Origin of the sequence: Streptococcus suis (genome assembly GCF_046032115.1) — a bacterium.
Taxonomy (GTDB): Bacteria; Bacillota; Bacilli; order Lactobacillales; family Streptococcaceae; genus Streptococcus; species Streptococcus suis_AJ.
Genome location: NZ_JARQOZ010000014.1, coordinates 1 through 21,923 on the forward strand (window position 1 = coordinate 1; position 21,923 = coordinate 21,923).

The 21,923-nt window shown below is 42.4% G+C and carries 17 protein-coding genes; 11 read left to right on the forward strand and 6 right to left on the reverse strand.

The window, feature by feature from the left end; genetic code table 11:
• Positions 1 to 89: 89 nt before the first annotated feature.
• The 4 genes from tet(40) (at position 90) to P7J36_RS05760 (ending at position 4,514) form a co-directional block, all read left to right on the forward strand.
• Positions 90 to 1,310: a tetracycline efflux MFS transporter Tet(40) gene (gene tet(40), locus P7J36_RS05745; protein WP_009247026.1), complete on the forward strand. Its 1,221-nt coding sequence runs from the start codon at positions 90 to 92 to the stop codon at positions 1,308 to 1,310.
• A 360-nt stretch (positions 1,311 to 1,670) separates the two neighbouring features.
• Positions 1,671 to 2,261: a relaxase family protein gene (locus tag P7J36_RS05750; RefSeq protein WP_185731051.1), complete on the forward strand. Its 591-nt coding sequence runs from the start codon at positions 1,671 to 1,673 to the stop codon at positions 2,259 to 2,261.
• Positions 2,262 to 2,786: 525 nt separating this feature from the next.
• Entirely contained in the window at positions 2,787 to 3,686 is a 900-nt protein-coding gene (locus P7J36_RS05755; RefSeq protein ID WP_024412812.1) for an AraC family transcriptional regulator, read from the forward strand.
• Positions 3,687 to 3,911: 225 nt separating this feature from the next.
• Positions 3,912 to 4,514 carry a hypothetical protein gene (locus tag P7J36_RS05760; RefSeq protein ID WP_024411247.1) on the forward strand — a complete coding sequence of 201 codons (603 nt, stop codon included), beginning with the start codon at positions 3,912 to 3,914 and terminating at the stop codon, positions 4,512 to 4,514.
• 449 nt (positions 4,515 to 4,963) lie between these two features.
• Here the strand turns inward: P7J36_RS05760 and P7J36_RS05765 are convergent, their stop codons facing one another.
• From P7J36_RS05765 to P7J36_RS05780, 4 genes are all read right to left on the reverse strand, one after another.
• Entirely contained in the window at positions 4,964 to 6,682 is a 1,719-nt protein-coding gene (locus P7J36_RS05765) for a phospho-sugar mutase (protein ID WP_408551715.1), read from the reverse strand.
• An 89-nt stretch (positions 6,683 to 6,771) separates the two neighbouring features.
• Positions 6,772 to 7,341: an ECF transporter S component gene (locus tag P7J36_RS05770; RefSeq protein ID WP_014638079.1), complete on the reverse strand. Its 570-nt coding sequence runs from the start codon at positions 7,339 to 7,341 to the stop codon at positions 6,772 to 6,774.
• The gene (coaC, locus tag P7J36_RS05775) at positions 7,328 to 7,876 is read right to left on the reverse strand and encodes a phosphopantothenoylcysteine decarboxylase (protein ID WP_408551714.1); all 549 of its coding nucleotides are present in this window, start codon (positions 7,874 to 7,876) and stop codon (positions 7,328 to 7,330) included. Before coaC ends, P7J36_RS05770 begins: the two co-directional genes overlap by 14 nt.
• A complete protein-coding gene (locus tag P7J36_RS05780; RefSeq protein ID WP_408551713.1) occupies positions 7,869 to 8,564 on the reverse strand; it encodes a phosphopantothenate--cysteine ligase in 696 nt (231 codons plus the stop codon). Before P7J36_RS05780 ends, coaC begins: the two co-directional genes overlap by 8 nt.
• Before the next feature lie 501 nt (positions 8,565 to 9,065).
• Between P7J36_RS05780 and P7J36_RS05785 the strand changes: the two genes are divergently transcribed.
• Positions 9,066 to 10,736 (forward strand): formate--tetrahydrofolate ligase, encoded by a 1,671-nt coding sequence (locus P7J36_RS05785; RefSeq protein ID WP_408551712.1) that lies wholly within the window; start codon positions 9,066 to 9,068, stop codon positions 10,734 to 10,736.
• Positions 10,737 to 10,770: 34 nt separating this feature from the next.
• On the opposite strand, the gene P7J36_RS05790 is transcribed toward P7J36_RS05785, so the two are convergent.
• On the reverse strand, positions 10,771 to 11,574 hold the full coding sequence (locus P7J36_RS05790) for a PrsW family glutamic-type intramembrane protease (RefSeq protein ID WP_408551711.1): 804 nt from the start codon (positions 11,572 to 11,574) through the stop codon (positions 10,771 to 10,773).
• A gap of 18 nt (positions 11,575 to 11,592) precedes the next feature.
• Positions 11,593 to 12,291: a CPBP family glutamic-type intramembrane protease gene (locus P7J36_RS05795; RefSeq protein ID WP_398582301.1), complete on the reverse strand. Its 699-nt coding sequence runs from the start codon at positions 12,289 to 12,291 to the stop codon at positions 11,593 to 11,595.
• Between the two features lie 166 nt (positions 12,292 to 12,457).
• Here P7J36_RS05795 and P7J36_RS05800 point away from each other — a divergent pair, with 166 nt between their 5' ends.
• From P7J36_RS05800 to P7J36_RS05825, 6 genes are all read left to right on the forward strand, one after another.
• Positions 12,458 to 13,105, forward strand: coding sequence for a response regulator transcription factor (locus tag P7J36_RS05800; RefSeq protein WP_398582300.1), 648 nt, complete (start codon positions 12,458 to 12,460; stop codon positions 13,103 to 13,105).
• Position 13,106: 1 nt separating this feature from the next.
• The gene (locus P7J36_RS05805) at positions 13,107 to 14,456 is read left to right on the forward strand and encodes a sensor histidine kinase (RefSeq protein WP_398582299.1); all 1,350 of its coding nucleotides are present in this window, start codon (positions 13,107 to 13,109) and stop codon (positions 14,454 to 14,456) included.
• A 108-nt stretch (positions 14,457 to 14,564) separates the two neighbouring features.
• On the forward strand, positions 14,565 to 15,881 hold the full coding sequence (locus tag P7J36_RS05810; RefSeq protein WP_408551710.1) for an FAD-containing oxidoreductase: 1,317 nt from the start codon (positions 14,565 to 14,567) through the stop codon (positions 15,879 to 15,881).
• A gap of 181 nt (positions 15,882 to 16,062) precedes the next feature.
• Positions 16,063 to 19,113 (forward strand): DEAD/DEAH box helicase family protein, encoded by a 3,051-nt coding sequence (locus P7J36_RS05815; protein ID WP_408551709.1) that lies wholly within the window; start codon positions 16,063 to 16,065, stop codon positions 19,111 to 19,113.
• 7 nt (positions 19,114 to 19,120) lie between these two features.
• Complete coding sequence (locus tag P7J36_RS05820; RefSeq protein ID WP_408551708.1) at positions 19,121 to 20,737, forward strand: HsdM family class I SAM-dependent methyltransferase; 1,617 nt, start codon at positions 19,121 to 19,123, stop codon at positions 20,735 to 20,737.
• Positions 20,730 to 21,923 (forward strand): restriction endonuclease subunit S, encoded by a 1,194-nt coding sequence (locus P7J36_RS05825; RefSeq protein ID WP_408551707.1) that lies wholly within the window; start codon positions 20,730 to 20,732, stop codon positions 21,921 to 21,923. Before P7J36_RS05820 ends, P7J36_RS05825 begins: the two co-directional genes overlap by 8 nt.

A 21,923-nucleotide genomic window follows, 5' to 3' on the forward strand; every position in this document is an offset into this window, starting at 1 on the left:
ATAGATAAGGTTCGGCATATGTTCCACAAGTTAGCTTAACAGCTTGCAAAAGTCATATAAAATGAGATTTGAAAGGAGAATGTAACTTCATGTTTGCTAAAAATTCAAAGGCATATTCTGTCTACCTGCTGTTCCGATTTGTCTGTTCCCTGGCGGTTTCTATGTCCACAGTGCTTTCCATCGTGTACCACCTGGAGGTGGTGCAGCTGGATGCTTTCCAGCTTGTCCTGGTAGGGACGGTTCTGGAGACCTCCTGCTTTCTGTTCGAGATACCCACCGGTGTGGTGGCGGATTTGTATAGCCGTCGGCGCTCGGTGCTGATTGGAATGTTCCTCTACGGCCTGGGCTTTCTGATGGAGGGTGCGCTACCGTGGTTCGCGCCGGTTCTGCTGGCCCAGGTTGTCTGGGGTTGCGGTGATACCTTCATCACCGGCGCTCTGGAGGCGTGGATTGCCTCGGAGGAAGAGGACAAACCCATAGACAAGGTGTTCCTGCGGGGCAGTCAAATGGGGCAAATCGGCGGCGTTCTGGGCGTGGTGCTGGGCACACTGCTGGGAAACATAAACCTGCAAATGCCTGTCATCTTGGGGGGCAGTTTGTGCTTGTTGTTGGGGCTGGTGTTGGTTCGCATCATGCCAGAAACCAACTTCTCCCCTGCTATTGAGGAACGGCAGGGCTTGCTTAAAGACTTTGTCTGCCTGTTCAAGCTCAACCTGGGCTTTGTGAAAGGCGCACCTGTGTTGCTGGCGCTCTTAGCAATCACACTATGCGGGGGACTTGCCAGTGAAGGCTTTGACCGGCTCTCCACCGCTCATTTTCTGGATGACACGGTAATACCCGTTATCGGGCCGCTGAACAGCGTCACTTGGTTCGGTGTTATCAGTCTTATCGGCAGCGGCTTAGGTATTCTGGCTTCTCAGTTGCTCATCGCCCGCATGGAGAAAAAAGGGACTGTCAGCCGAACCAGTGTGGTCATGTCCACCAGCGCCGGGTATATCCTGTGCCTGGTTCTCTTCGCGGTGGGGCGGAGCTTTTGGTTCATGTTGTTGGTGTTCCTGCTGGCGGGGCTTATGCGCACCATCAAGGAGCCTGTGCTGGCCGCCTGGATGAACGACCATGTGGATGAGAAAATGCGCGCCACAGTCTTTTCCACCAGCGGACAGCTGGACTCTTTCGGGCAGATCATCGGCGGGCCTATTGTGGGGCTGGTAGCCCAGCAGGTGTCCATACCCTGGGGGCTGGTCTGTACCGCTTTCCTGCTGTTGCCCGCGCTGTTCTTAGTGCCGGTGGCGGGAAAGAAGCGGGATTGATATGGCATAGTTAAGTTTACTGACGAGCGGGAGATTACTTCCGCTCGTCTTCATTTAGTAGCGCAAAATTTGAGGACTCTTTATTTCCTTATTCGGTATAGCGGAGGCGGCTGTCAATTCGACATAATTTTCTTGTGATACTTTACCGTACATGAGCATTTGTTTCGTATTTGAAAGAACAAACTCACCAAATAAAAAAAACGATATTCGGGTGGGTTATTTTGTTATACCCTAAATTACCCTCTGAGTAAGCACGACCTTAAAGACTTAAAGGAACGGTGCAACGAGCAGAGCTGGGAACAGGGCTTGCATGTGCCGGAGAAAGGAAAGACATTTGCTGGAGAAGTCCGGGAAGAAACGGTGGCATGGAGCAAAGACACCTACCAGCTTTTGAAACAGGCAGAGCAGGGAAAGGTCAAAAGCTATGTGCAGGATATTGCCCTTGCGGTGCTGGATTGTAAGGAAACAGCGACCAGCCGGGAAACCTTTATCCGGCTGATGAATGAAAGAGGGTACGGGGTGGACTGGCAGGACAGCCACAAGTACATCACATATACCGACTTAGCCAGGGAACAGGCAGGAGAAAAGGCTTGTAAAATCAGGGATAACAAGCTGGAAAAATACTACAATATGGATTTTGGAAAGGAGAGTATGGAGCATGAGTTTGAGAGAAATGCACGAACAGCAGAAGCAGAGCAGTCCAAGAGAGCAGCTTCAAGAGTTAAACCGACAGAGCCGGACAGAGCTGGAAAACAGTCTGCTCAAAGAAGCGTTGGCGATGTCGAGCGAGAACTGCGAGGAATTGATGAAGCAGTCAAATCAAGAACAAGTGAGGGCAGAGCAGAACAGGAAGCTCATCAGCGAGCTGAAGCAGAGCGTAGAGCTGCTGAAGAACAGCAACGAATTGCTTCAAGACGCTATATCGGGCGAGATTGGGAGCCTGAAAGATGAGGTTAAGGAAAACACCGTCCAAGAGGTTAGAAAGGCGTTACAGGCGAATATAGAGGCTATACAGAGGGCTACAAAGCTTCTTGAGAAGCAGTCTGATACACTTACGAGCGTGATGAAGCAGAAGATCCGGGAGCTTGAGGAAAGTAAGAACAGTTTTTTTAGATATGAGGGCTTGAAGTTGTACCTGTTTTGGGGCGGTATGGTCTGCAAAGGCTGTAACTACAGGGGGAAACCATTGTGGTTACAGCCTTTTTTGCGTTTTTGTGGTAAAATGATGAATGAACAGTATCAAATCGTTATCGGCAAAATTTTATCCAAACGATATAGAAAGCTATATTGCTTATAAAGCACCATTCATAGAGAAAATTTACGCTGAAATAGGACTATGAAAAATCTAAGTTTATCGAACTTAGCAAACTATAAGTTTCTAAGAGATAAAACCTATAAAACTTGTACGGATATTGTAGGGTAGGAAAAGAAATCTTCCTCTATACTAAAATAAACCGAATGAAAAGGGGGATCGAAGTGAATATTATCAAGTCGTTTAACAATACGATTGATTATCTTGAAACAGTTCTTGATGATGAAATTGACGAAAAGAAAGTAGCACAGCTATCCGGATATTCGTACTCGATGTTTAGTCGCTTGTTTTCTATTCTGACCGAAACAACGCTCTCAGAATATTTAAGAAGCAGAAGATTGACGGAAGCAGCCGTTATTTTAAGAGATACGGACGAAAAGATTATTGATGTTGCCTTCAAATTCGGATATGAGTCATCGGATTCGTTTGGAACAGCTTTTAAGAATTTTCATGGATTTACTCCTTCAGAGGTAAGAAACGGGAAACCATTCAAATTAGTATCACGAGTGCAATTATCACTCAGTGTAAGAGGAGGAAGAAGTATGAATATTACAATTCAAAAGAAAAAAGCATTTACAGTTGCAGGGATCAATGAAAATAGCATCAATTCATCATTATGTTCAGGTATATGGGGGAAATTGTTTTCTAAGGTTAGCCATGAAGAAATCTCAAAATTTGGGACAGGAGAATCTGTTGGGGTTTGCCACGATATATTAAACCTTGATAATCATGATGTTTTAGAATCCAATACAATTAGCTATATGGCAGGCTATATTGTTAATGATGTGGATAAAGCAAGAAGCATAGGCTTAGATGTTTTGGAAGTGGAAGAAGCGGAGTATGCTGTTGTAGAATTAATAGGATCTGTTCCGGATTGTATTCATAACGGATGGAAATATGCGTTGGAAGTTTTCTTCCCTGAGCATGGTTATGTTCATTCAGGAAAACCTGACTTTGAATATTATTATGAAGGTGATATGGATAGTAAAGATTATAAAATGGAGCTTTGGATTCCGATAACTAAAGCTAAAAAAATACCAGTTAATCTATCTGATACCTTTTAACGATATCTCGATAGGACTTAAAGGCGAAATCGCGGTTCGCTTCCTGCAAGGAACTGAGGTAGATTTATAGAGTAAAGAAAGGCTGTGACGACAGTGGGAACCCACTGTGGTTACAGCCTTTTTTGCGTTTTTGTGGTAGAATCAAATTGTAGAACAATTTGGAGGTCATAAGATATTAGTCGACTTTATGATTCGATTGAAGAATCCTTCCGATTCAGTGAGTATTTGAATTTCAGCGATTATACTGAACTAAAGAATTTTAATTCAAATAGTGTTGTATTCGAAATTGAAAACAAAATAGATGGTCAGTTAATTAGTTTTGAGGCTGATACAGATATTAACGCCTATGAAGGATCCGAAAGTTTCCTATATTTAAAGTATAAAAAAGATGGAAGTTCAAGTTCAGAATCAATTGGAAGAGTGTCCTATACTAATGGAGAGGTTGAATTCGATGAGTTTCAAGGTACTTATATGCCGGTCCAGATGGATGGTGTTTCAGAGCACGAACTGTCTAGATTAGGTAGTAAAATGGTTGATATAATAAATAGTGATTTTATAGACTATAAGGATTTGGTGGGAAGTTCCGAATATTCCATTATTAAAGACGGTGGTTCTTATCCAATTTTAGATTTACCATGTCAAGAGTGTGGAGAGTATTGGATATGTATTGACGAAGCTTTTACTGACAGAGGAAAGTGTTTGAACTGTGGAGAAATAAATGAGGTGACAGGCTGTGAGCGTTGTGGCGGCTATGATTTTGGTACACCTAGTGATTATGACTATCCATTTTTATGTGATAGCTGCTGTAATTACTATAAAGAAGAGTAAATAAATTCCGTTCCACAGTATCATTCTAAAATAACTTTCAATCCCTTTCGTCTATTAGTATAGAAGAAAGCTCTCAGCACACATAGAAGTAGTCGGTTTGTTAGAAAAACGCATTTAGGTTGTCCAGCTTGCTTACCTGTTTTCCGGCAAGCTGCTTCAAAGGTCCACTGGACCTTTGAACTCCCAAATACGCATCACGTCGAGTGTGTTGCTCTGCTCGTAAAAGCCTAGAAACCTTTGAACGAAAGGATTCCATAGGAGAAGTACCCATTTTCTCTAATTAGATAAAAATGTAACCTCTGTTATTCTTGTATAACTACTTTACAAGTTTTGAAAATTAGATATTATCTGCATCATTTATATATTTGTATATTTATGTTCGAGAAAATCTATACGCATAGTTAAGAAAGAAAAGAGCCGCGAAAGCGACTCTTTTTGGTTTTAAATGATTACCCAACAAACTCGTTGATTTCTTTTTCGATGTTGGCGATTTTTTCTTCTGCTTCAGCAAGGGTTTCACCAACCGTTGCGATGTAGAATTTGATTTTTGGTTCTGTTCCCGAAGGACGAACTGCAAACCAAGAATCATCTGCCAAGGTGTATTTCAAGACATCTGATGGAGGAGTAGTGAGTTTTTCAACGTTTCCATCTTTGTCTGTCTTAGTTTGAAGGGCAAAGTCTTCAAAGACTGCGATGTCCGTTGCGTTGAATTGTGCAGGTGAGTTATCGCGGAATTTAGCCATGATTGCCTTGATTTGCTCTGCACCGTCTTTACCAGAAAGGGTAACTGAGATTGTTTTCTCAGCAAAGTAGCCGTATTCTTTGAAGATTTCATCGATACCATCGGCCAAGGTCATACCACGTGAACGGTAGTAGGCAGCAATTTCAGCAACCATAAGCACAGCCTGGATAGCATCCTTGTCACGCACGAATGGTTTGATGAGATAACCAAAGCTTTCTTCAAAACCAAACATGTAAGTGTGGTTGTGTTTTTCTTCGAACTCTTGGATTTTCTCAGCGATGAATTTGAAACCAGTCAAGACGTTGAACATGGTAGCACCGTAGCTTTCAGCAATCTTCGTTACCAACTCAGTGGATACGATTGATTTAGCAAGGGCAGCGTTTGCAGGAAGTGTGCCTGCTTGCTTGTGGGCCTCAAGGATGTATTTAGCAATGATAGCGCCGATTTGGTTACCAGAAAGGTTCCAGTATGAACCGTCAGCTTGACGAACTTCAACACCAACACGGTCAGCGTCAGGGTCAGTTGCAAGAAGGACATCTGCACCGACTTCACGGCCCAATTCTTCCGCAAGGGCAAAAGCAGCTTGGCTTTCTGGGTTTGGTGAAGCGACAGTAGAGAAGTCAGGGTCAGCAGTAGCTTGTGCTTCCACAACTTGAACAGATTCAAAACCAGCTTGTGCAAGGGCACGACGAGCCAACATTTCACCCGTACCATGAAGCGGAGTGTAGACAATCTTCATGTCTTTACCGTATTCAGCAATCAATTCAGGGTTGATGCTGAGGTCTTTTAGTTCTTCAAGATATTTAACGTCAGTTTCTTCGCCAAGAACTGTAATCAAGCCGTTTTCCTTACTAGCTTCAAGGTCAGCCAATTCAACTGCAAATGGATTGTCAATGGCACGGATGAAGTTGGTCAATGCATCTGCATCAGCTGGTGGCATTTGTCCGCCGTCTTCACCGTAAACCTTGTAGCCGTTGAATTCTTTCGGGTTGTGGCTGGCAGTCACCATGATACCTGCGATGGCATTGTAATGACGAACTGCAAATGACAACTCAGGAGTTGGACGAAGGCTTTCAAATACATAGGATTTGATGCCATGTGCAGCCAAAACTTGAGCCGATTCAAAGGCAAATTCTGGAGAGAAGTGCCGTGAGTCGTAAGCGATGGCAACACCACGTTTTTTAGCTTCTTCACCTTTTGATTCTACCAATTTTGCCAAACCTTCAGTAGCTTGACGAACGACGAATACGTTGATACGGTTGGTACCAGCGCCAATATAGCCACGCATACCAGCTGTACCAAATTCAAGGTTTGTATAGAAGGCATCTTCTTTGTTTTTTTCATCCATTGCGACTAATTCTTCACGCAAGTAATCTGGGAGGTCCGCAAAGTCGAGCCATGTCTGATAGGTTTCTTGATAAGTCATCGCATATCTCCTTAAAATTTTTCTATTAAACGCTTTCATTATACCATTTTCAAAAAAAAAAATCACGCTTTCACGTGATTTTCTGATATTTATTTTTGAACTTTCTGTAAAACTGGAACAATAGCTATGGTTAAGAGACCGGAGATGGTTAATTCTGCAATAGAATTGAATGAGACGATACTAGCTAGTAGCAATTTTATATCCCCAGCATATACATTAGAAAATAGGAAGAAGATACCAGTCAAGACAAAAATTGTATTTGTCAAGGTACCAGTAAGACCTGCTAGTAGGAGACCCTTTTTGTTTTTCATCAATTTGTAAACAAAATATGGTGTAACTCCGATTAAAATACGTGGAACTAAGGCAATCAGGATAGAATTGAAGTTTCCATGTTCTACGAAAGGCGAGAAAACATAACTCATCGGTGAAAGGATTATGCTATTGCGGATGATACTCATTATTCCCATAAAACCACCCAGTTGTGCCCCCAAGCGTGGACCGTAAAGAATGGAAGCGATGATGATGGGAATATGGGTAATAGTCGGTTTTATTGGCAAGATAAAATTAGCAAAAATCATCTGACTGACCACTTCAATGACAATCATGATTGTTAGAAATATTGCAAGAGTCGCAACGTCCCTGGATTTATTTGTTTTCATTTAGAACCTCCATAACTTTATTAAGAATCATATCAACCTCGGCCAGAGCACCTGTACCAAAGTCGCCGCAAGCAAGCAGGGCTTCGCGCGGTTTGATTTCCTCAAAACCATACTCTATGAGGGTTTTGATATTTTTCTGGGTAGCAGGATTGAGGTACATGTTAGTATTCATAGCAGGTGCCAGCAGTTTTTTAGTACCAATTGGCAGAGCCAGGGCTGTTGCAGTAATAATGTTGTCAGCCATACCATTAGCTAATTTAGCTATCGTATTGGCAGAAGCAGGTGCCACGATGAAGAGGTCTGTCGCCTTGGCAATATCAATATGCTTGATAGAGCTGGGATTTTCTTCTAACATGACATCTGTGTGAACCAGATTTTTTGACAAGGATTGGAAGGTTAAGGGCGTTATAAAGTCCATAGCTGAGCGGCTCATGAGGACAGTAACCTGGTGCCCTAGTTTTGTCAATTGACTGGTCAAGTCTGCTGCCTTATAGGCTGAAATAGAGCCAGTAACGGCAAGTGTGATATTAGCCATTTTTTTCTCCTTTTTCTAGGGTATTTAAAATGAGCTGAGCAATTTCATCTTTTGTCTGTGCTTGAATTTCCCTTGTTTTATCAACTAAATAGGCAATGTGCTGATTTTCTCCAATATCCTTCAAGTCATTAGCAAGTATATAATCAGCGCCATTTCGTTCAATGCTTTGGCGAGCTACGGCAAATAATTCCTCCTTAGGAACATTAACCAATAGTTTGAAGCCAAAGAGTGTGATAGCTGGCTTCCATTTTTTTACATAGGAAATGACCTTGGGAGTTTTTTTCAAGAAAAGAACTTGGTAGTCATCCTTGGATGAAATCTTACTTTCTGTATTCTGTTTTTTTAGTAGACTAGAAATGTCTTCAGTTGCTCTTAGTTCATCTAAACCAGCCATATAAACAGGTGTATAATCGGATACAGCCATGCTATGAATCAGAGCCTGATGTGATTTGACTAAAGGTTCTAATGTTTCTTTCAAACTATCAACATTTGTAATTTCGATAATGGTTAAATTCTTCTGAGAATCTGGTTTAACAGCCTGTCTTGTAGTCACAAGAGTAACTTCATGACCGCGTTTCAAGGCTTGTTCGGCAATGATTTTTCCAAGATTTCCAGAAGCATGGTTTGTAATAGCGCGGACTTGATCGATAGCTTCGCTTGTTCCGCCTGATGTAATCAATAGTTTCATGTTCATATTTTACTAGAATTTCTATTTTTCGTAAAGTTTGCACTAATCTATTTGCTAATCAATCTGTGACACTGGAAAATGATGCTGCTAATACAAAAAATATAAGGGCCTGTATTGTCGTCATTTAGTTTTTCTTTTATTACTTCGTTAACTCGCCTTGCCTAACTTCAGTTATGCCTGCGGCTCATTGCCTCGTACTAAAAGTAAACTAAAAGACTATATAAGTGAAGTGTTTTATGCAAGCGGTCGTTTGCTTGCTCATCAAGGCAATTTTTAAAAGAATACTGACTTTCTTTTGAAAAAACTAACTAAAACCAGTCTTAGATGGAAGTGTAGAGCTTGATGAGAATGCAGTTTTTAAAAATTTGTATCTGTTTAAGTAAGGAAACCTGTAGTTTTTCTGAAAATTCCGTACGTTAGTGAATAAATAGTAAAAAATATGCGAAAATAAGCTGTGGTATGGTATAATGTCCATAAAAAATAAGGAAATTAGGAGCTCTCATGAAAACAGATATTGAAATTGCACAAAGTGTGACCTTGAAACCAATCACAGAAATCGTTGAAAAAGTTGGTATCAGCTTTGATGATATTGAACTTTATGGAAAATACAAGGCAAAATTGTCCTTTGATAAAATTAATGCGGTGAAAGACAATGCGCCAGGGAAATTGATCTTGGTGACAGCTATCAACCCAACGCCAGCTGGTGAAGGCAAGTCGACTATTACTATCGGTTTGGCAGATGCCTTGTCTAAAATTGGCAAGAAGACCATGATTGCTCTCCGTGAGCCTTCTTTGGGACCTGTCATGGGGATTAAAGGTGGAGCTGCAGGTGGTGGCTATGCTCAGGTCTTGCCTATGGAAGACATCAATTTGCATTTTACAGGCGACATGCATGCCATTACCACAGCAAATAACGCCCTTTCAGCCTTGATTGATAACCATATCCATCAGGGGAATGTGATTGGCATTGATCAACGTCGTATTATCTGGAAACGTGTTGTGGACCTCAACGACCGCGCCCTTCGTAAGGTAACAGTTGGCTTGGGTGGTCCGCTCAATGGCATTCCTCGTGAAGATGGATTCGATATTACCGTAGCTTCTGAAATCATGGCGATTTTGTGCTTGGCGACGGACATCGATGACTTGAAAGAACGTTTGGCCAATATCGTTATTGGTTATCGTTTCGACCGCAGCCCTGTCTATGTACGTGATTTGGCGGTGGAAGGTGCCTTGACCCTCATTTTGAAGGACGCTATCAAACCAAACCTTGTCCAAACCATCTATGGCACGCCAGCCTTTGTCCATGGTGGTCCATTTGCTAACATTGCTCATGGCTGCAACTCAGTCCTCGCTACCACAACCGCTCTGCGATTGGCCGACTATACCGTCACAGAGGCAGGTTTCGGGGCTGACCTTGGAGCAGAGAAGTTCCTTGATATCAAGGTGCCAAACTTGCCAAAAGCACCCGATGCTGTGGTGATTGTAGCGACACTTCGTGCTCTTAAAATGCATGGCGGAGTGGCTAAGACAGAACTTTCTGCTGAAAATGTAGAGGCGGTCAAAGCTGGTTTTGCCAACCTCAAACGTCACGTTGAAAATATCCAGAAGTATGGTATTCCAACAGTTGTTGCTATCAACGAATTCGTTTCAGATACAGCTGATGAAATCGCTGCTTTAAAAGAACTTTGCGCAGAAATTGGCGTACCTGTCGAGTTGGCTAGTGTTTGGGCAAATGGCGCTGATGGTGGTGTTGAATTGGCTGAGATAGTTGTTGCTACTATTGATAACCAAGCAACAAACTACCAACGCCTCTACAAGGCTGAGGATAGTTTGGAAGAAAAAGTGACCAAGATTGTTACACAAATCTACGGTGGTACAGGCGTTGTCTTTGAGAAGAAGGCTCGTAACCAGCTGGCTGAATTTGCTAAGAATGGCTGGGATAAGTTGCCAGTCTGCATGGCCAAGACCCAATACAGCTTCTCAGATGATCAGTTTGCCCTCGGTGCACCAACAGGATTTGACATTACAGTCCGTGAATTTGTGCCAAAATTAGGTGCAGGCTTCATCGTGGCTCTGACAGGTGATGTCATGACTATGCCAGGTTTGCCAAAAGCCCCTGCAGCTCTCAACATGGATGTGGCAGAAGATGGAACTGCGATTGGTCTATTTTAGAAAAGACAAAATCCGCTCGGTTGAGCGGATTTTTCTATGCTTTATCGACTTGTCGGTAGGCAACTAGGCCCAGTAGGATACTAGCCAGCGGAAGCAGTGATGTCATAAAGCCAGTATTCAAAGGCGAATTGAAGAAGAAATGTAGGCCTAGACTGGCAAGGAGCCAGAACGCTCCTTGGGCTTTGGATAGACTTTTCTCCTGACCAAGCAGAGCAACTAGACCAACCGCAAAGAGTAGGGTAAATACCCAGTGGGTCCAGCCAGCCTGTCCTACCCGACCGATAATGGTTTCAAATCCATCCAGTTTACCCACAAACATATCTCGGAAGGTAAACATGATATCTTCAACAATTTGGAAACTGAGACCTGCAATCATACCGCTGACCAAGGCATCTTTTACAGTCATTTTTCTCGCAATCAGCAAAACCAAGAGGACAACCAAGCCCTTCCCAAACTCTTCCGCAAATGGTGCAGATACAGCAGCACCCCAGTCATAGCGAAAATCATCGCTGACCTTAACGATTTCAAGCAAAAAGTAGCCAATGGCTGTGTGACCAATGTCAGAAAATGCCACTCCAGCAGTCAGCCCCAAAAGCCAACTCAAATGACTGACTTTTTTGGAAATAGCATAGCGCTTTTCTAAGTGACGGATGAGGACCAGTAAGGGAAGGAGATAGAGGGCTACCAGTGAAATGGTTAGTAGAAAGAGAGGATATTTTTCTTCCATGCCATTCGGCTTTGCCAGTTCATCAAAAATCATCTTGCAACCACTGACAAAACCAAGGCTGGCAAGAATAAGGGCAAATTGACTTTTATAGGTATTCCATAGGTGTTTCATAAGATTCCTTTCGTATGCTTAGTAAAGAAGATAAGACAAGACTGTCAGACCAATGACATCAGCCAGACTATGAGCTAAAAAGAAGGGGAGAAGATTGCGGGGCTGGAGTTTTTGATAGAGAAAATGAAAGAGAAGCCCCACAATCAAGCCAAGCCCAATTCCAGCTACCAGACCTTGGTAGGTATGAAAACTAGACCGAATCAGGAGCGAGAAGGGAAGAATCCACTTCCTAGCCTCTGGTTTGACCATAAAGCATAGCCCAAGAAAAAAGATTTCCTCGTAAAAGCCGTTGAGGAGAGAGTAGGCTAGTAGGGTGATGTCTATATTTGGAAAAAGGCTGAACATGGAGGGCGTGACTGGACTTGTCAATTGATAAGTCAGCAAGTGAAACAGGTCCATAGAAAGAGCCGCCAATCCGAAAATTACTAGAGCCTGTAGGGGAACCCAAGGTGTCCAGAAAATGTGTTTTTTCAATTGAAACAAATCCACCTTCCGCCAGATAAGATAGGCGAGGGCTAAGCCAAGCCAGACCAACTGGATCAGCAAGGCCTTGATATTGTCTAGAGCTGTAAAGGTCAAATTCTCCGCCAGGCTGGTTTGTTGGGTGAAAAGGCCGATACACTGTAAGGTCGAGTTGATGATTCCCTCTCCGAATAAAATCACAGCCACAACTAGCAAATCCACTGGAGAAATATCCTTCTTCTTTTCTTTTAACATAAGTATCCTTTCTAGTTTCTATACTCAGTTTAGCAGAACCAACTATTCTCACCCTACCCGTCATCTGTTTTTTATCTGTTTTTTGCAGCGATTGTCAAAAATTAGTTGAGCCCTCGGACAAATAAGCCTATAATGGAGAGAGGAAGAGAAAGAAAAGGGAGCAAGTATGGCACGCATTTTGGTACTAGAAGATGACCCTGTTATCAATCAGGTTGTCTGTGAATTTTTGAAGGAAGAGGGACACGAGGTCTTGAGTTTTGTCAATGGCAGAATAGCTTATCAAGCCAGCCAAGAGAGCCAGTTTGACCTCCTTATTCTAGACATCATGGTTCCCGAGATGACAGGCTTGGAAGTCTTGCAGGAAGTTCGGAAAACTTCCGCAATTCCTATTCTCATGCTGACAGCCTTGGGAGATGAGTGCACCCAGCTTCTGTCTTTTAATCAGCAGATTAGCGACTATGTTACCAAACCCTTTTCTCCCCTTATTCTGATGAAACGGGTTGAGAATATTCTCCGTCAGGAATGTCAGACGGATCAACTGGTGGTGGGGAACATCAGCCTATCTGAAAAAACAGGTATGGTTTATGACCAGGGCAAGCTGGTTTCCTTGACCCAGAAGGAGTATGCCATTCTACACTATCTGATCAAGCACAAGGGCCAGATTGTCGGTCGAGACGGCCTGATGTTAGATATCTGGGGCTATACAGAGTTGGATAGTCGTGTCCTAGACAACCACATCAAAAATCTACGCAAGAAATTACCAGACCTTCCCCTAAAAACGGTCATTGGCCGTGGCTATCAGTTGGAGAAATAAGATGAAACTAGCCAAAAAACAATTCCTCATCGTAACCCTAATGGTCAGCCTGACCTCACTTATCTTGCTTGGCCTGCTCTACTATGCCATGCCTATCTACTATAATCAGGCTAAGAAGGACCAGCTCAGACAGGAATATAACCAAGTTCTTACATCTCTAGAAGGTCAGGACCAGACAAGGATTATTGCCAGTTTGACCGCCTACGACCAAGATTCCCCCGACCTACTTTTGACCCTCTATTCTGCCAATCAGGAGATTATCTATCCTTCTCAGGAAGAGAGCAGTCAGGAGCGGGGAAGCAGTTATCTGGAGCAAGGCCAGTACGATGAGATTGGTTCTTGGTCGGCTCTTATTACTACAAAAGAAGGTAAGGAGTTGGTTCTTACAGCCGAATATGGTTTTTATACCCTATCAGGAGTCAGTCAAACCCTCTTGACCTTCTATCCCTTTGTGCTCCTCTTGATTATTGCCCTAGCCGTGACCTCGGCCTTTATTTACAGCCGCTTCTCAACTCGTAGGATTGCCCACCTCTCTGCGACGACACGGCAAATGCAGAGCTTACAAGCAGGTCTGGCCTGTCAAGTGACGGGTCGTGATGAGATTGCAACCTTGGCCCTGGACATCAATCATCTTTATGGAAAATTGCAGAGCAGCATAGAAGAGTTGCGGGAAGAAAACGAGCGTAGCCTGGTGCGTGAGAAGGAGAAGTCTGACTTTCTCCGTATGACCTCGCATGAACTCAAAACGCCCATTGCCAGCATGACTGGTCTGGTTGAGGGGATGCTCTATAATGTCGGGGATTTCAAGGACCATCAGACCTACCTAGCCAAGTGTCGTGATATCCTAGCTGAACAAGCAACCCTCGTTCAGTCTATCTTAGAAGCTACCACAGTGGATATGGCTATAAAAAACAAGGGAGAAGAAATTGCCCTTCATCGTCTGCTTGAAGAAATCCTGCCTTCCTATGTTGACTGGGCACTGTTAGAAGGTTATCAGTTTCAAACTGACTTGGAAGAAGTCTTTATTCATGGGAATCTGATCTACCTGACCAAGGCTCTAAAAAATATCCTAGACAACGCCTTTCGTTATGCCAGTCCGCAGGCAAACATCAAACTCAAACTTCAGGCCAATCAGCTTTTACTAGACAATCAGGTTTCTTATTTGCTCAGCCAAGAAGAACTTGATCAAGTCTTCCAGCCTTTCTACCGACCAGATTACAGTCGCAGCAAGGAGGACGGAGGGACAGGGATTGGACTCTACCTGGTTAAGCAGATTTTGGACAGTCACCAGTTTTCCTATGACTTTTTCCCGCTTGATCATCATACCATGCGGTTTGTCATTCGGTTTTAAGACATGAAATCCCTTATTTTCAAGGGATTTTTGTCATCCGTAGCAGAATTGTGCCAAAAATTTTCTTTTTTGATAGACTAATGGTGAAAAATAATAAAGGAGTATCTTATGGAACAATATGATTTAGTAGTCATTGGCTTTGGTAAGGCAGGTAAGACCTTGGCAGGTAAGCTTTCTGCAGCTGGGAAAAAGGTTGCCTTGGTTGAGGAAAATCCTGCTATGTTTGGAGGGACTTGTATCAATATCGGCTGTATTCCAACCAAGACTCTCTTGGTTGCGGCTGATAAAAACTGGACTTTTGAGCATGTTATGGAGCAAAAAGAAACAGTTACAACCCGTCTACGTAATAAAAACGAAGCAGTCTTAAAAGGCAGTGGTGCTAGTTTGTACCAAGGACACGCGCGTTTTGTGGCGGATAAGGTTGTAGAAGTGTCAGCTGGTGAGGAATCCGTCCAACTGACTGCGGAAACGATTGTCATCAATACAGGTGCTAAGTCGCGCGTGCTTCCAATTCCAGGTTTGTTGGACACAGCTCACGTCTATGATAGTACAGGTATTCAGAACTTGGAAACTCGTCCTGACAAGTTGGCAATTATCGGCGGTGGTAACATCGGTCTGGAATTTGCTGGACTCTACAGCAAACTCGGCAGTCAGGTAACGGTATATGAAGCTGGCTCTGCTATTTTACCAAGAGAAGAGGAAGTGGTTGCTCAGCTAGTCAAGGAGTATATGGAAGAAGCTGGCGTGACCTTCGTCTTGGGTGCGAAAATCGAGCAAGTAGCAGCTGCGGGCGAGCAAGTAGCTGTGACGGTCAATGGCGAAACGGCAGTCTTCGATGCTGTCCTCTATGCGACAGGTCGTGTGCCAAACACGGCTGACTTGGGCTTGGAAAATACAGCTATTGAGCTTTTGGAAAATGGTGCTGTTAAGGTGGATGACTACTGCGAAACCACTGTTCCAGGTGTCTACGCAGTGGGCGATGTCAATGGCGGTCCACAATTCACTTATACCTCCCTAGACGACTTCCGTATCGTCTTCGGCAAATTGACTGGTACTGGAACTTATAGCTTGAGCCAACGTAAGTCTATTCCAACCAGTGTCTTTATCACGCCTGTGCTTTCTCGTGTCGGTCTGACCGAGAAGGAAGCTAAGGAAGCAGGTTACGACTACATTGCCAATGAACTGCCTGTTGCCAATATGCCACGTGCCCATGTCAATAATGACCTCAAAGGTATTTTCAAGGTTATCGTGGATAAGGAAACGAAGCTTGTTCTGGGTGCAACACTATTTGGACGCAATTCAGAGGAGCTGATTAACTTGATTGCTATGGCAATTGACAATAAGATTCCTTATACCTACTTCAAAACACAGATTTTCACCCATCCGACGATGGCTGAGAATTTGAATGATGTTTTTAATTTTTAATACTTTTATTAGTTAAGGCTTCGTTTCCTAGACTAGTCTTAATTTTCATTGATTGACCATTTTTCATCAAGAGATAATTTTTCTTTGATGAACTGTGACCGTCCGTAATGGGCGGTTTTTTTGTCGGAAAGCCTTTGCAAATATGGTATAATGATTGATAAGAATAAACTAGGAGCCTTGTATGATGAGAAAGGAACACAATGAGTTTACAAGAGTGCAATTGCCTGCAGCTTTGCATTTGACTCGTCTTGGATATGATTATCTTTCAGCTACAAGTGAAGATATTAAAAACAGAGACCATTCAACCAATATCCTTGTTTCGATTTTTAAGCAACAGTTTTTAAGATTCAATAATTACGCAAGTGAAGCTGACTTTGAACGGGAATTTGAAAACATCCGTTTGGAATTAGACCAAGATGATATTGGATGTAGTTTTTTCAAGCGAATTCATTCTGACTCTGACTACACCTATATCAAATGGGACGATCTTGAAGCCAATACCTTCCATATCGCCTTGGAAGTTACTTGCCAAAAAGGTGAGGATGAGTTCCGACCAGATATTACAGTCTTTATCAATGGTCTACCACTCAGCTATATCGAGGTCAAACAACCCAATGCCATCCGAGATGGGAAAACGGGGATTCAGTCTGAAAAAGAACGCACCAAGCTTCGCTTTGAGAATAAAAAATTCAGACGCTTTAACAATCTCACTCAACTCATCGCTATTTCAGACAATCTGCCCTACGATGATCGTCAAGGTCAGCAGTTGCAAGGGTCATTTTATTCTACCAATGCCTATTCTGGTACCAAGTTCAACTCCTTCAAGGAAGAGCAGGAGGGACAAGTACAATCCAGCCTGTCTAGCTTAACAGAGGAGATGATTGACTTGGTTCTCACAGATGTCAATCGTTTTGCCTTAAAGTCACAGGCGGAGTTTCGAACTAACTTAGACCCAGCTAGCCCATGTAACTCCTTCTTGACCTCCCTTTATCAAAGGGAACGTCTCTTTTTCATGCTCCGCTATGGTTTAGTCTATGTGGAAGAACGTGATAAAAACGAACAGGTTCAACTACAGAAACACGCCATGCGCTATCCGCAATTCTTTGCGACTAAGGCGATAGAGAGAAGCTTGGAAGCTGGCATGAAAAAGGGTGTTATCTGGCATACACAGGGTTCTGGAAAAACTGCTTTGGCCTTTTTCAATATCCGCTATTTGAGGGACTATTATGCCCAAAAAGGAATTGTACCGCAGTTTTACTTTGTGGTGGACCGATTGGATTTGGCTGATCAGGCTTTTAAAGAATTTAGCAAGCGCGGACTCAAAGTCAAACGCATTAACAAACCGAGAGAGCTAAATCAGATCCAAGATCAATATGATGTGTCTGTTGTCAATATCCAAAAATTCAAAGAATCCTCTGATTTAACAGACCATTCAGGTTATGATTTAAATCAACAGAATATCTATTTCATCGACGAAGCACATCGTTCCTACAATGAAAAAGGCTCCTATCTGCCAAATCTCTATAATGCAGATAAGCAGGCTATCAAAATCGCCCTGACAGGAACACCTTTGATTGCTCCTAAAGCAGATGGAAAAACCAAGGAAACGGCTGTAACGACTCGTGATATCTTTGGAGATTATATCCACAAATACTATTACAATCAATCCATTTCAGATGGCTTTACCCTGCGATTGATGCGCGAGGACATCGAAACTTCTTACAAGGAAAACCTAAAAGCCATCCATGAAGAAATTCAAAAAGGCTCGATTGATAAGAAAGAAATATTTGCTCATCCTCGCTATGTCAGTCCCATGTTGGATTTCATCTTAGATGATTTTACAAGAGCACGGGATATTCTTTTTGGTGACCAATCAATCGGTGGAATGATTGTCTGTGATTCATCCGAACAAGCACGAGAATTGCACCAGCAACTGGAAAAACGGCGACTAGCAGGTCAGACCAGTTTCACCTCTACCTTGATTTTGCATGATGTGGGAGACAAGGACTACAAGAAAGGAGAGGTAGACAAGTTCAAGAAAGGGCTGTTCGATTTCGTCATTGTTTATTCTATGCTTTTGACAGGATTTGATGCCCCTCGTTTAAAACGCCTCTATCTTGGACGGAAAATCAAGGCTCATAATCTCTTGCAGACCTTAACCCGTGTCAATAGACCTTATAAGGATTATGCTTTTGGCTATGTCATTGATTTTGCGGACATTTCCAAGGAATTTGACAAGACCAACAAAGCCTACTTAGAAGAACTCAATCGCGAATACCAGTCAGCCTTGACGGATGAAGACGGAGACAATCCTTTTGGAACTATTTTTGTATCTCCAGAAGAAGTGCAGGACCAGCTGGCAAGTTCCAATCGCGTTCTGATGAACTATCCTACGGATAACTTAGAATTTTTCGGTAGAGCCATTGATGATGTCAAGGATAGGAAAGAGCTGATTGCCCTTAGAAAGTCTCTAGAGACCATTCGCCAGTACTACAATATGGCACGTCTACATGGCTATCATGATGTTATCGAGCAGGTCAATATGGGAGAAATTGCCAGTCTTTTAAATATGCTTTCTCGACGTTTATTGACCCTGAGTTTGATTGACAAGCCAGATAGTTTTTCAAGCCAACAATTGCTCAATCTTGCCATGTCTGAAACCAGCTTTAGCTTTACCAAGATAAAGGAAGAAGAGCTACGACTTGCGGCTAATGACTTGGACGATATCCGACGCCGTGTGGCCAATGGTATCAATCTGCGGAGGGATGAGAAAGATCCAGAATGGGTCAGCCTGTTTGAAGAGTTTCAACGCGTTCTTAACAAACACATGACCCAAGAAGTCGAAGGGTACAGTCTAGCGAGAATCAAGGAGACCAAACAAGCCTATCAAAGTTTATTTGACTCTGTTGAGGATTACAAATCAAGAATGAACCGTTTGGCTATGAACTTTGGTGGAGATACTATGTCAGCCCGTACTTTCAAACGTGTCACCCAATCAACAGTAGTGAGTGATTTCCCAGCCATTTACCAAGTTCTTAAAGGTGCTAAGCCATTGATCGATTATCAAATTGGTCTCAATCAAGGCATTCTTGAAAATGAAGCCTTTTTAGAAGGGGAAATCAAACGCCTAGCCCGTGAAGAAATGAAGAAAACAGAAGAAGGGAAGCAACTCAAACGAGTCGATTATGACAAGTTGATTCGTTCCCTAATGGAAGTCTATGAAGGAGAATAAAAAATAAATGGAAGAACATTATATCGTACAGGTACAAAGCCAGGTACAAGGGTTAGTTGATGACCTAAAAGCAGTCTTTACCCATGCAGGACTTGGAGGAGAGGCAGGAGAGTACAAACTCCTGACCCAATCCTTTCTTTACAAGTTTTTGAATGATAAGTTTCTCTACGAAGCTCAGAATATTGACGAATCCTATGATTATCAAGGTCTTTCAAACTTGTCTGAGGAGGATTATGAATGGTTTTTAGATGATATCGGGACAAAGACAGCCCATCTTAAACCTGAACAACTGATTGAAAGCCTGCACCGCCAGCAGAATCAAGCAGATTTTGCAGAGATTTTTGAACAAACGCTCAATCAGATTGCCATTGATAACAATGCTATCTTCTCCGTCCATACAGATGGTGGAACAGATATTCGACTCTTTGACCAACGCTTGATTACTGATACTATTTCCGATGCCAGCAAGCGAAATGAAGTGGCGGCTTCCATTATCAATCTCTTGGCGCGTGTTAAGTTTGACCAGCAGATCTTTTCACAAGGCTTTGACTTCTTCTCAACCTTGTTTGAGTACATGATTAAGGATTACAACAAGGACGGTGGTGGTAAGTATGCGGAATACTACACACCTCACTCTGTTGCTAAAATCATCGCGGCGATTTTGGTGGGTAATGATCAACCAAGTAACGTAAAAATCTATGATCCATCTGCAGGTTCAGGAACTCTTTTGATGAACTTGGCTAGCCAGATCGGTACCGACCGTACAAGTGTTTACAGTCAGGATATTTCTCAGAAATCTTCTAATCTTTTGCGTCTGAACTTGATTCTCAATGGCTTGCAGCATTCCATTCACAATATCGTGCAGGGAAATACTATTCTTAACAATCGTCATGTGGAGAAAATGGACTATATCGTATCCAATCCTCCCTTCAAACTAGACTTCTCAGAGTGGCGGGATCAGGTAGAAAGTCTGCCCAATAGTAGTGAACGCTTCTTTGCAGGCGTGCCAAAGATTCCCAACAAGAAGAAAGAGAGTATGGCCATTTACCAACTCTTTATCCAGCATATTATCCATAGTTTGAAGGAAGACGGGCAGGCAGCTATTGTCTTGCCGACAGGATTTATCACAGCCCAGTCAGGTATTGATAAGAAAATCCGTCAGCACCTTGTCGATGAGAAAATGTTGGCAGGTGTTGTGTCTATGCCGTCCAATATCTTTGCGACAACAGGAACCAATGTGTCCATTCTCTTTATTGATAAGAAAAATAAGGACCATGTGGTCTTGATTGACGCTTCTAATCTTGGCACCAAGGTCAAGGAAGGCAAGAACCAAAAGACCGTCCTCAGTCCAGAAGAAGAATTGCAAATCATTGAGACCTTTATTAAGAAAGATGTTGTCGAAGACTTCTCTGTCAAGGTCAGCTATGAAGAAATTAAGGACAAGAACTACTCCCTCAGTGCCGGCCAGTACTTTGACATCAAGATTGACTATGTCGATATCAGCCCAGAAGAATTTGAAGAAAAAATGCAGGGCTACCAAGACCGCCTAGCCAGCCTATTTGTCCAATCGCATGAATTGGGAAAGGAAATAGAGAAGCAGATGAGGAGGGTGAGGTATGAGTGAGTGGAAATTAAAAAGTCTCAAGGATTTATCAGTTAGCATTACAAGTGGACTGACACCATTAAAAAGTAATTCGGAGTATTGGAATAATCCAGTTATTCCTTGGTTAAAAACGGATCAACTAGGTGAAAAATATATTTGGGATACGAACACAAAAATTTCAGAGATTGCTTTAGAAAAAACTAGTCTAAAACTATATCCCCCAAAAACACTATCTATTGCTATGTATGGGGAAGGGAAGACTAGAGGTAACATTTCAATAATAATGAAACCTATGGCAACAAATCAAGCATGTTGCAATATAATGATTAATGAAGAGAAAGCTGATTTTGAATATGTTTATTATTACCTGAAAACTCAGTATGAATCACTTCGGAATCTATCATCAGGGGTTAGAAATAACCTAAATGCAAATGATATAAAAAATTATGAAATTAGAATTCCAGAGTCACTAGTTGAACAAAGTAACATTTCGAAAATATTAAGTGTACTCGACCAAAAAATCGCTATTAATAACCAAATAAACGAAGAGTTGGAGGCGATGGCTAAGACCCTTTATAATTATTGGTTTGTGCAGTTTGATTTCCCTGATGAAAATGGAAAGCCCTACAAGTCCTCTGGCGGTAAAATGGTCTATAACGACCAACTCAAACGGGAAATACCAGAAGGCTGGGGGGTGAAACAGTTGGGGGAGTTAGATATCGCAACAGGGAAACGCGATGCCAATTTTGGTACTGAAAATGGTCAGTATGATTTTTGGACAACAGCCAATGAACCTATAAAGGCAGATGAGTATTCTTTTGAAGGGAAAGCTATATTAATTGCTGGTAACGGCAATTTCTATATCAACTTTACAGAAGGAAAGTTTGAGGCATATCAACGAACATATGTTATTCAATCAGCAGATGAAAACGAGTTATTATTCATGTATCCCGCATGTTTGCAATCCATTGAAAAGCTTAGAAAAGGCTCGAATGGGTCAATAATTAAATATATTACAATTGGAGATGTTCAAAATATCAGTCAGCCACATTGTCCAGTCATTGCTAATATGTTTGTTGATATTTTTCGTCCCATTATGAATACAATACAAAAAAATAAACAACAAAACCAAGAACTGACCCAACTGCGTGATTGGCTCTTGCCAATGCTTATGAATGGACAGGTGAAGGTGGAGGAGGGAGATTAA

What these genes read in the sequence shown, in the direction of transcription:
- P7J36_RS05765 (WP_408551715.1), bottom strand. Translation starts at nt 6,682, where the DNA reads ATGACTTATCAAGAAACCTATCAGACATGGCTCGACTTTGCGGACCTC.
- P7J36_RS05770 (WP_014638079.1), bottom strand. Translation starts at nt 7,341, where the DNA reads ATGAAAACAAATAAATCCAGGGACGTTGCGACTCTTGCAATATTTCTA.
- coaC (WP_408551714.1), bottom strand. Translation starts at nt 7,876, where the DNA reads ATGGCTAATATCACACTTGCCGTTACTGGCTCTATTTCAGCCTATAAG.
- P7J36_RS05780 (WP_408551713.1), bottom strand. Translation starts at nt 8,564, where the DNA reads ATGAAACTATTGATTACATCAGGCGGAACAAGCGAAGCTATCGATCAA.
- P7J36_RS05785 (WP_408551712.1), top strand. Translation starts at nt 9,066, where the DNA reads ATGAAAACAGATATTGAAATTGCACAAAGTGTGACCTTGAAACCAATC.
- P7J36_RS05790 (WP_408551711.1), bottom strand. Translation starts at nt 11,574, where the DNA reads ATGAAACACCTATGGAATACCTATAAAAGTCAATTTGCCCTTATTCTT.
- P7J36_RS05795 (WP_398582301.1), bottom strand. Translation starts at nt 12,291, where the DNA reads ATGTTAAAAGAAAAGAAGAAGGATATTTCTCCAGTGGATTTGCTAGTT.
- P7J36_RS05800 (WP_398582300.1), top strand. Translation starts at nt 12,458, where the DNA reads ATGGCACGCATTTTGGTACTAGAAGATGACCCTGTTATCAATCAGGTT.
- P7J36_RS05805 (WP_398582299.1), top strand. Translation starts at nt 13,107, where the DNA reads ATGAAACTAGCCAAAAAACAATTCCTCATCGTAACCCTAATGGTCAGC.
- P7J36_RS05810 (WP_408551710.1), top strand. Translation starts at nt 14,565, where the DNA reads ATGGAACAATATGATTTAGTAGTCATTGGCTTTGGTAAGGCAGGTAAG.
- P7J36_RS05815 (WP_408551709.1), top strand. Translation starts at nt 16,063, where the DNA reads ATGATGAGAAAGGAACACAATGAGTTTACAAGAGTGCAATTGCCTGCA.
- P7J36_RS05820 (WP_408551708.1), top strand. Translation starts at nt 19,121, where the DNA reads ATGGAAGAACATTATATCGTACAGGTACAAAGCCAGGTACAAGGGTTA.
- P7J36_RS05825 (WP_408551707.1), top strand. Translation starts at nt 20,730, where the DNA reads ATGAGTGAGTGGAAATTAAAAAGTCTCAAGGATTTATCAGTTAGCATT.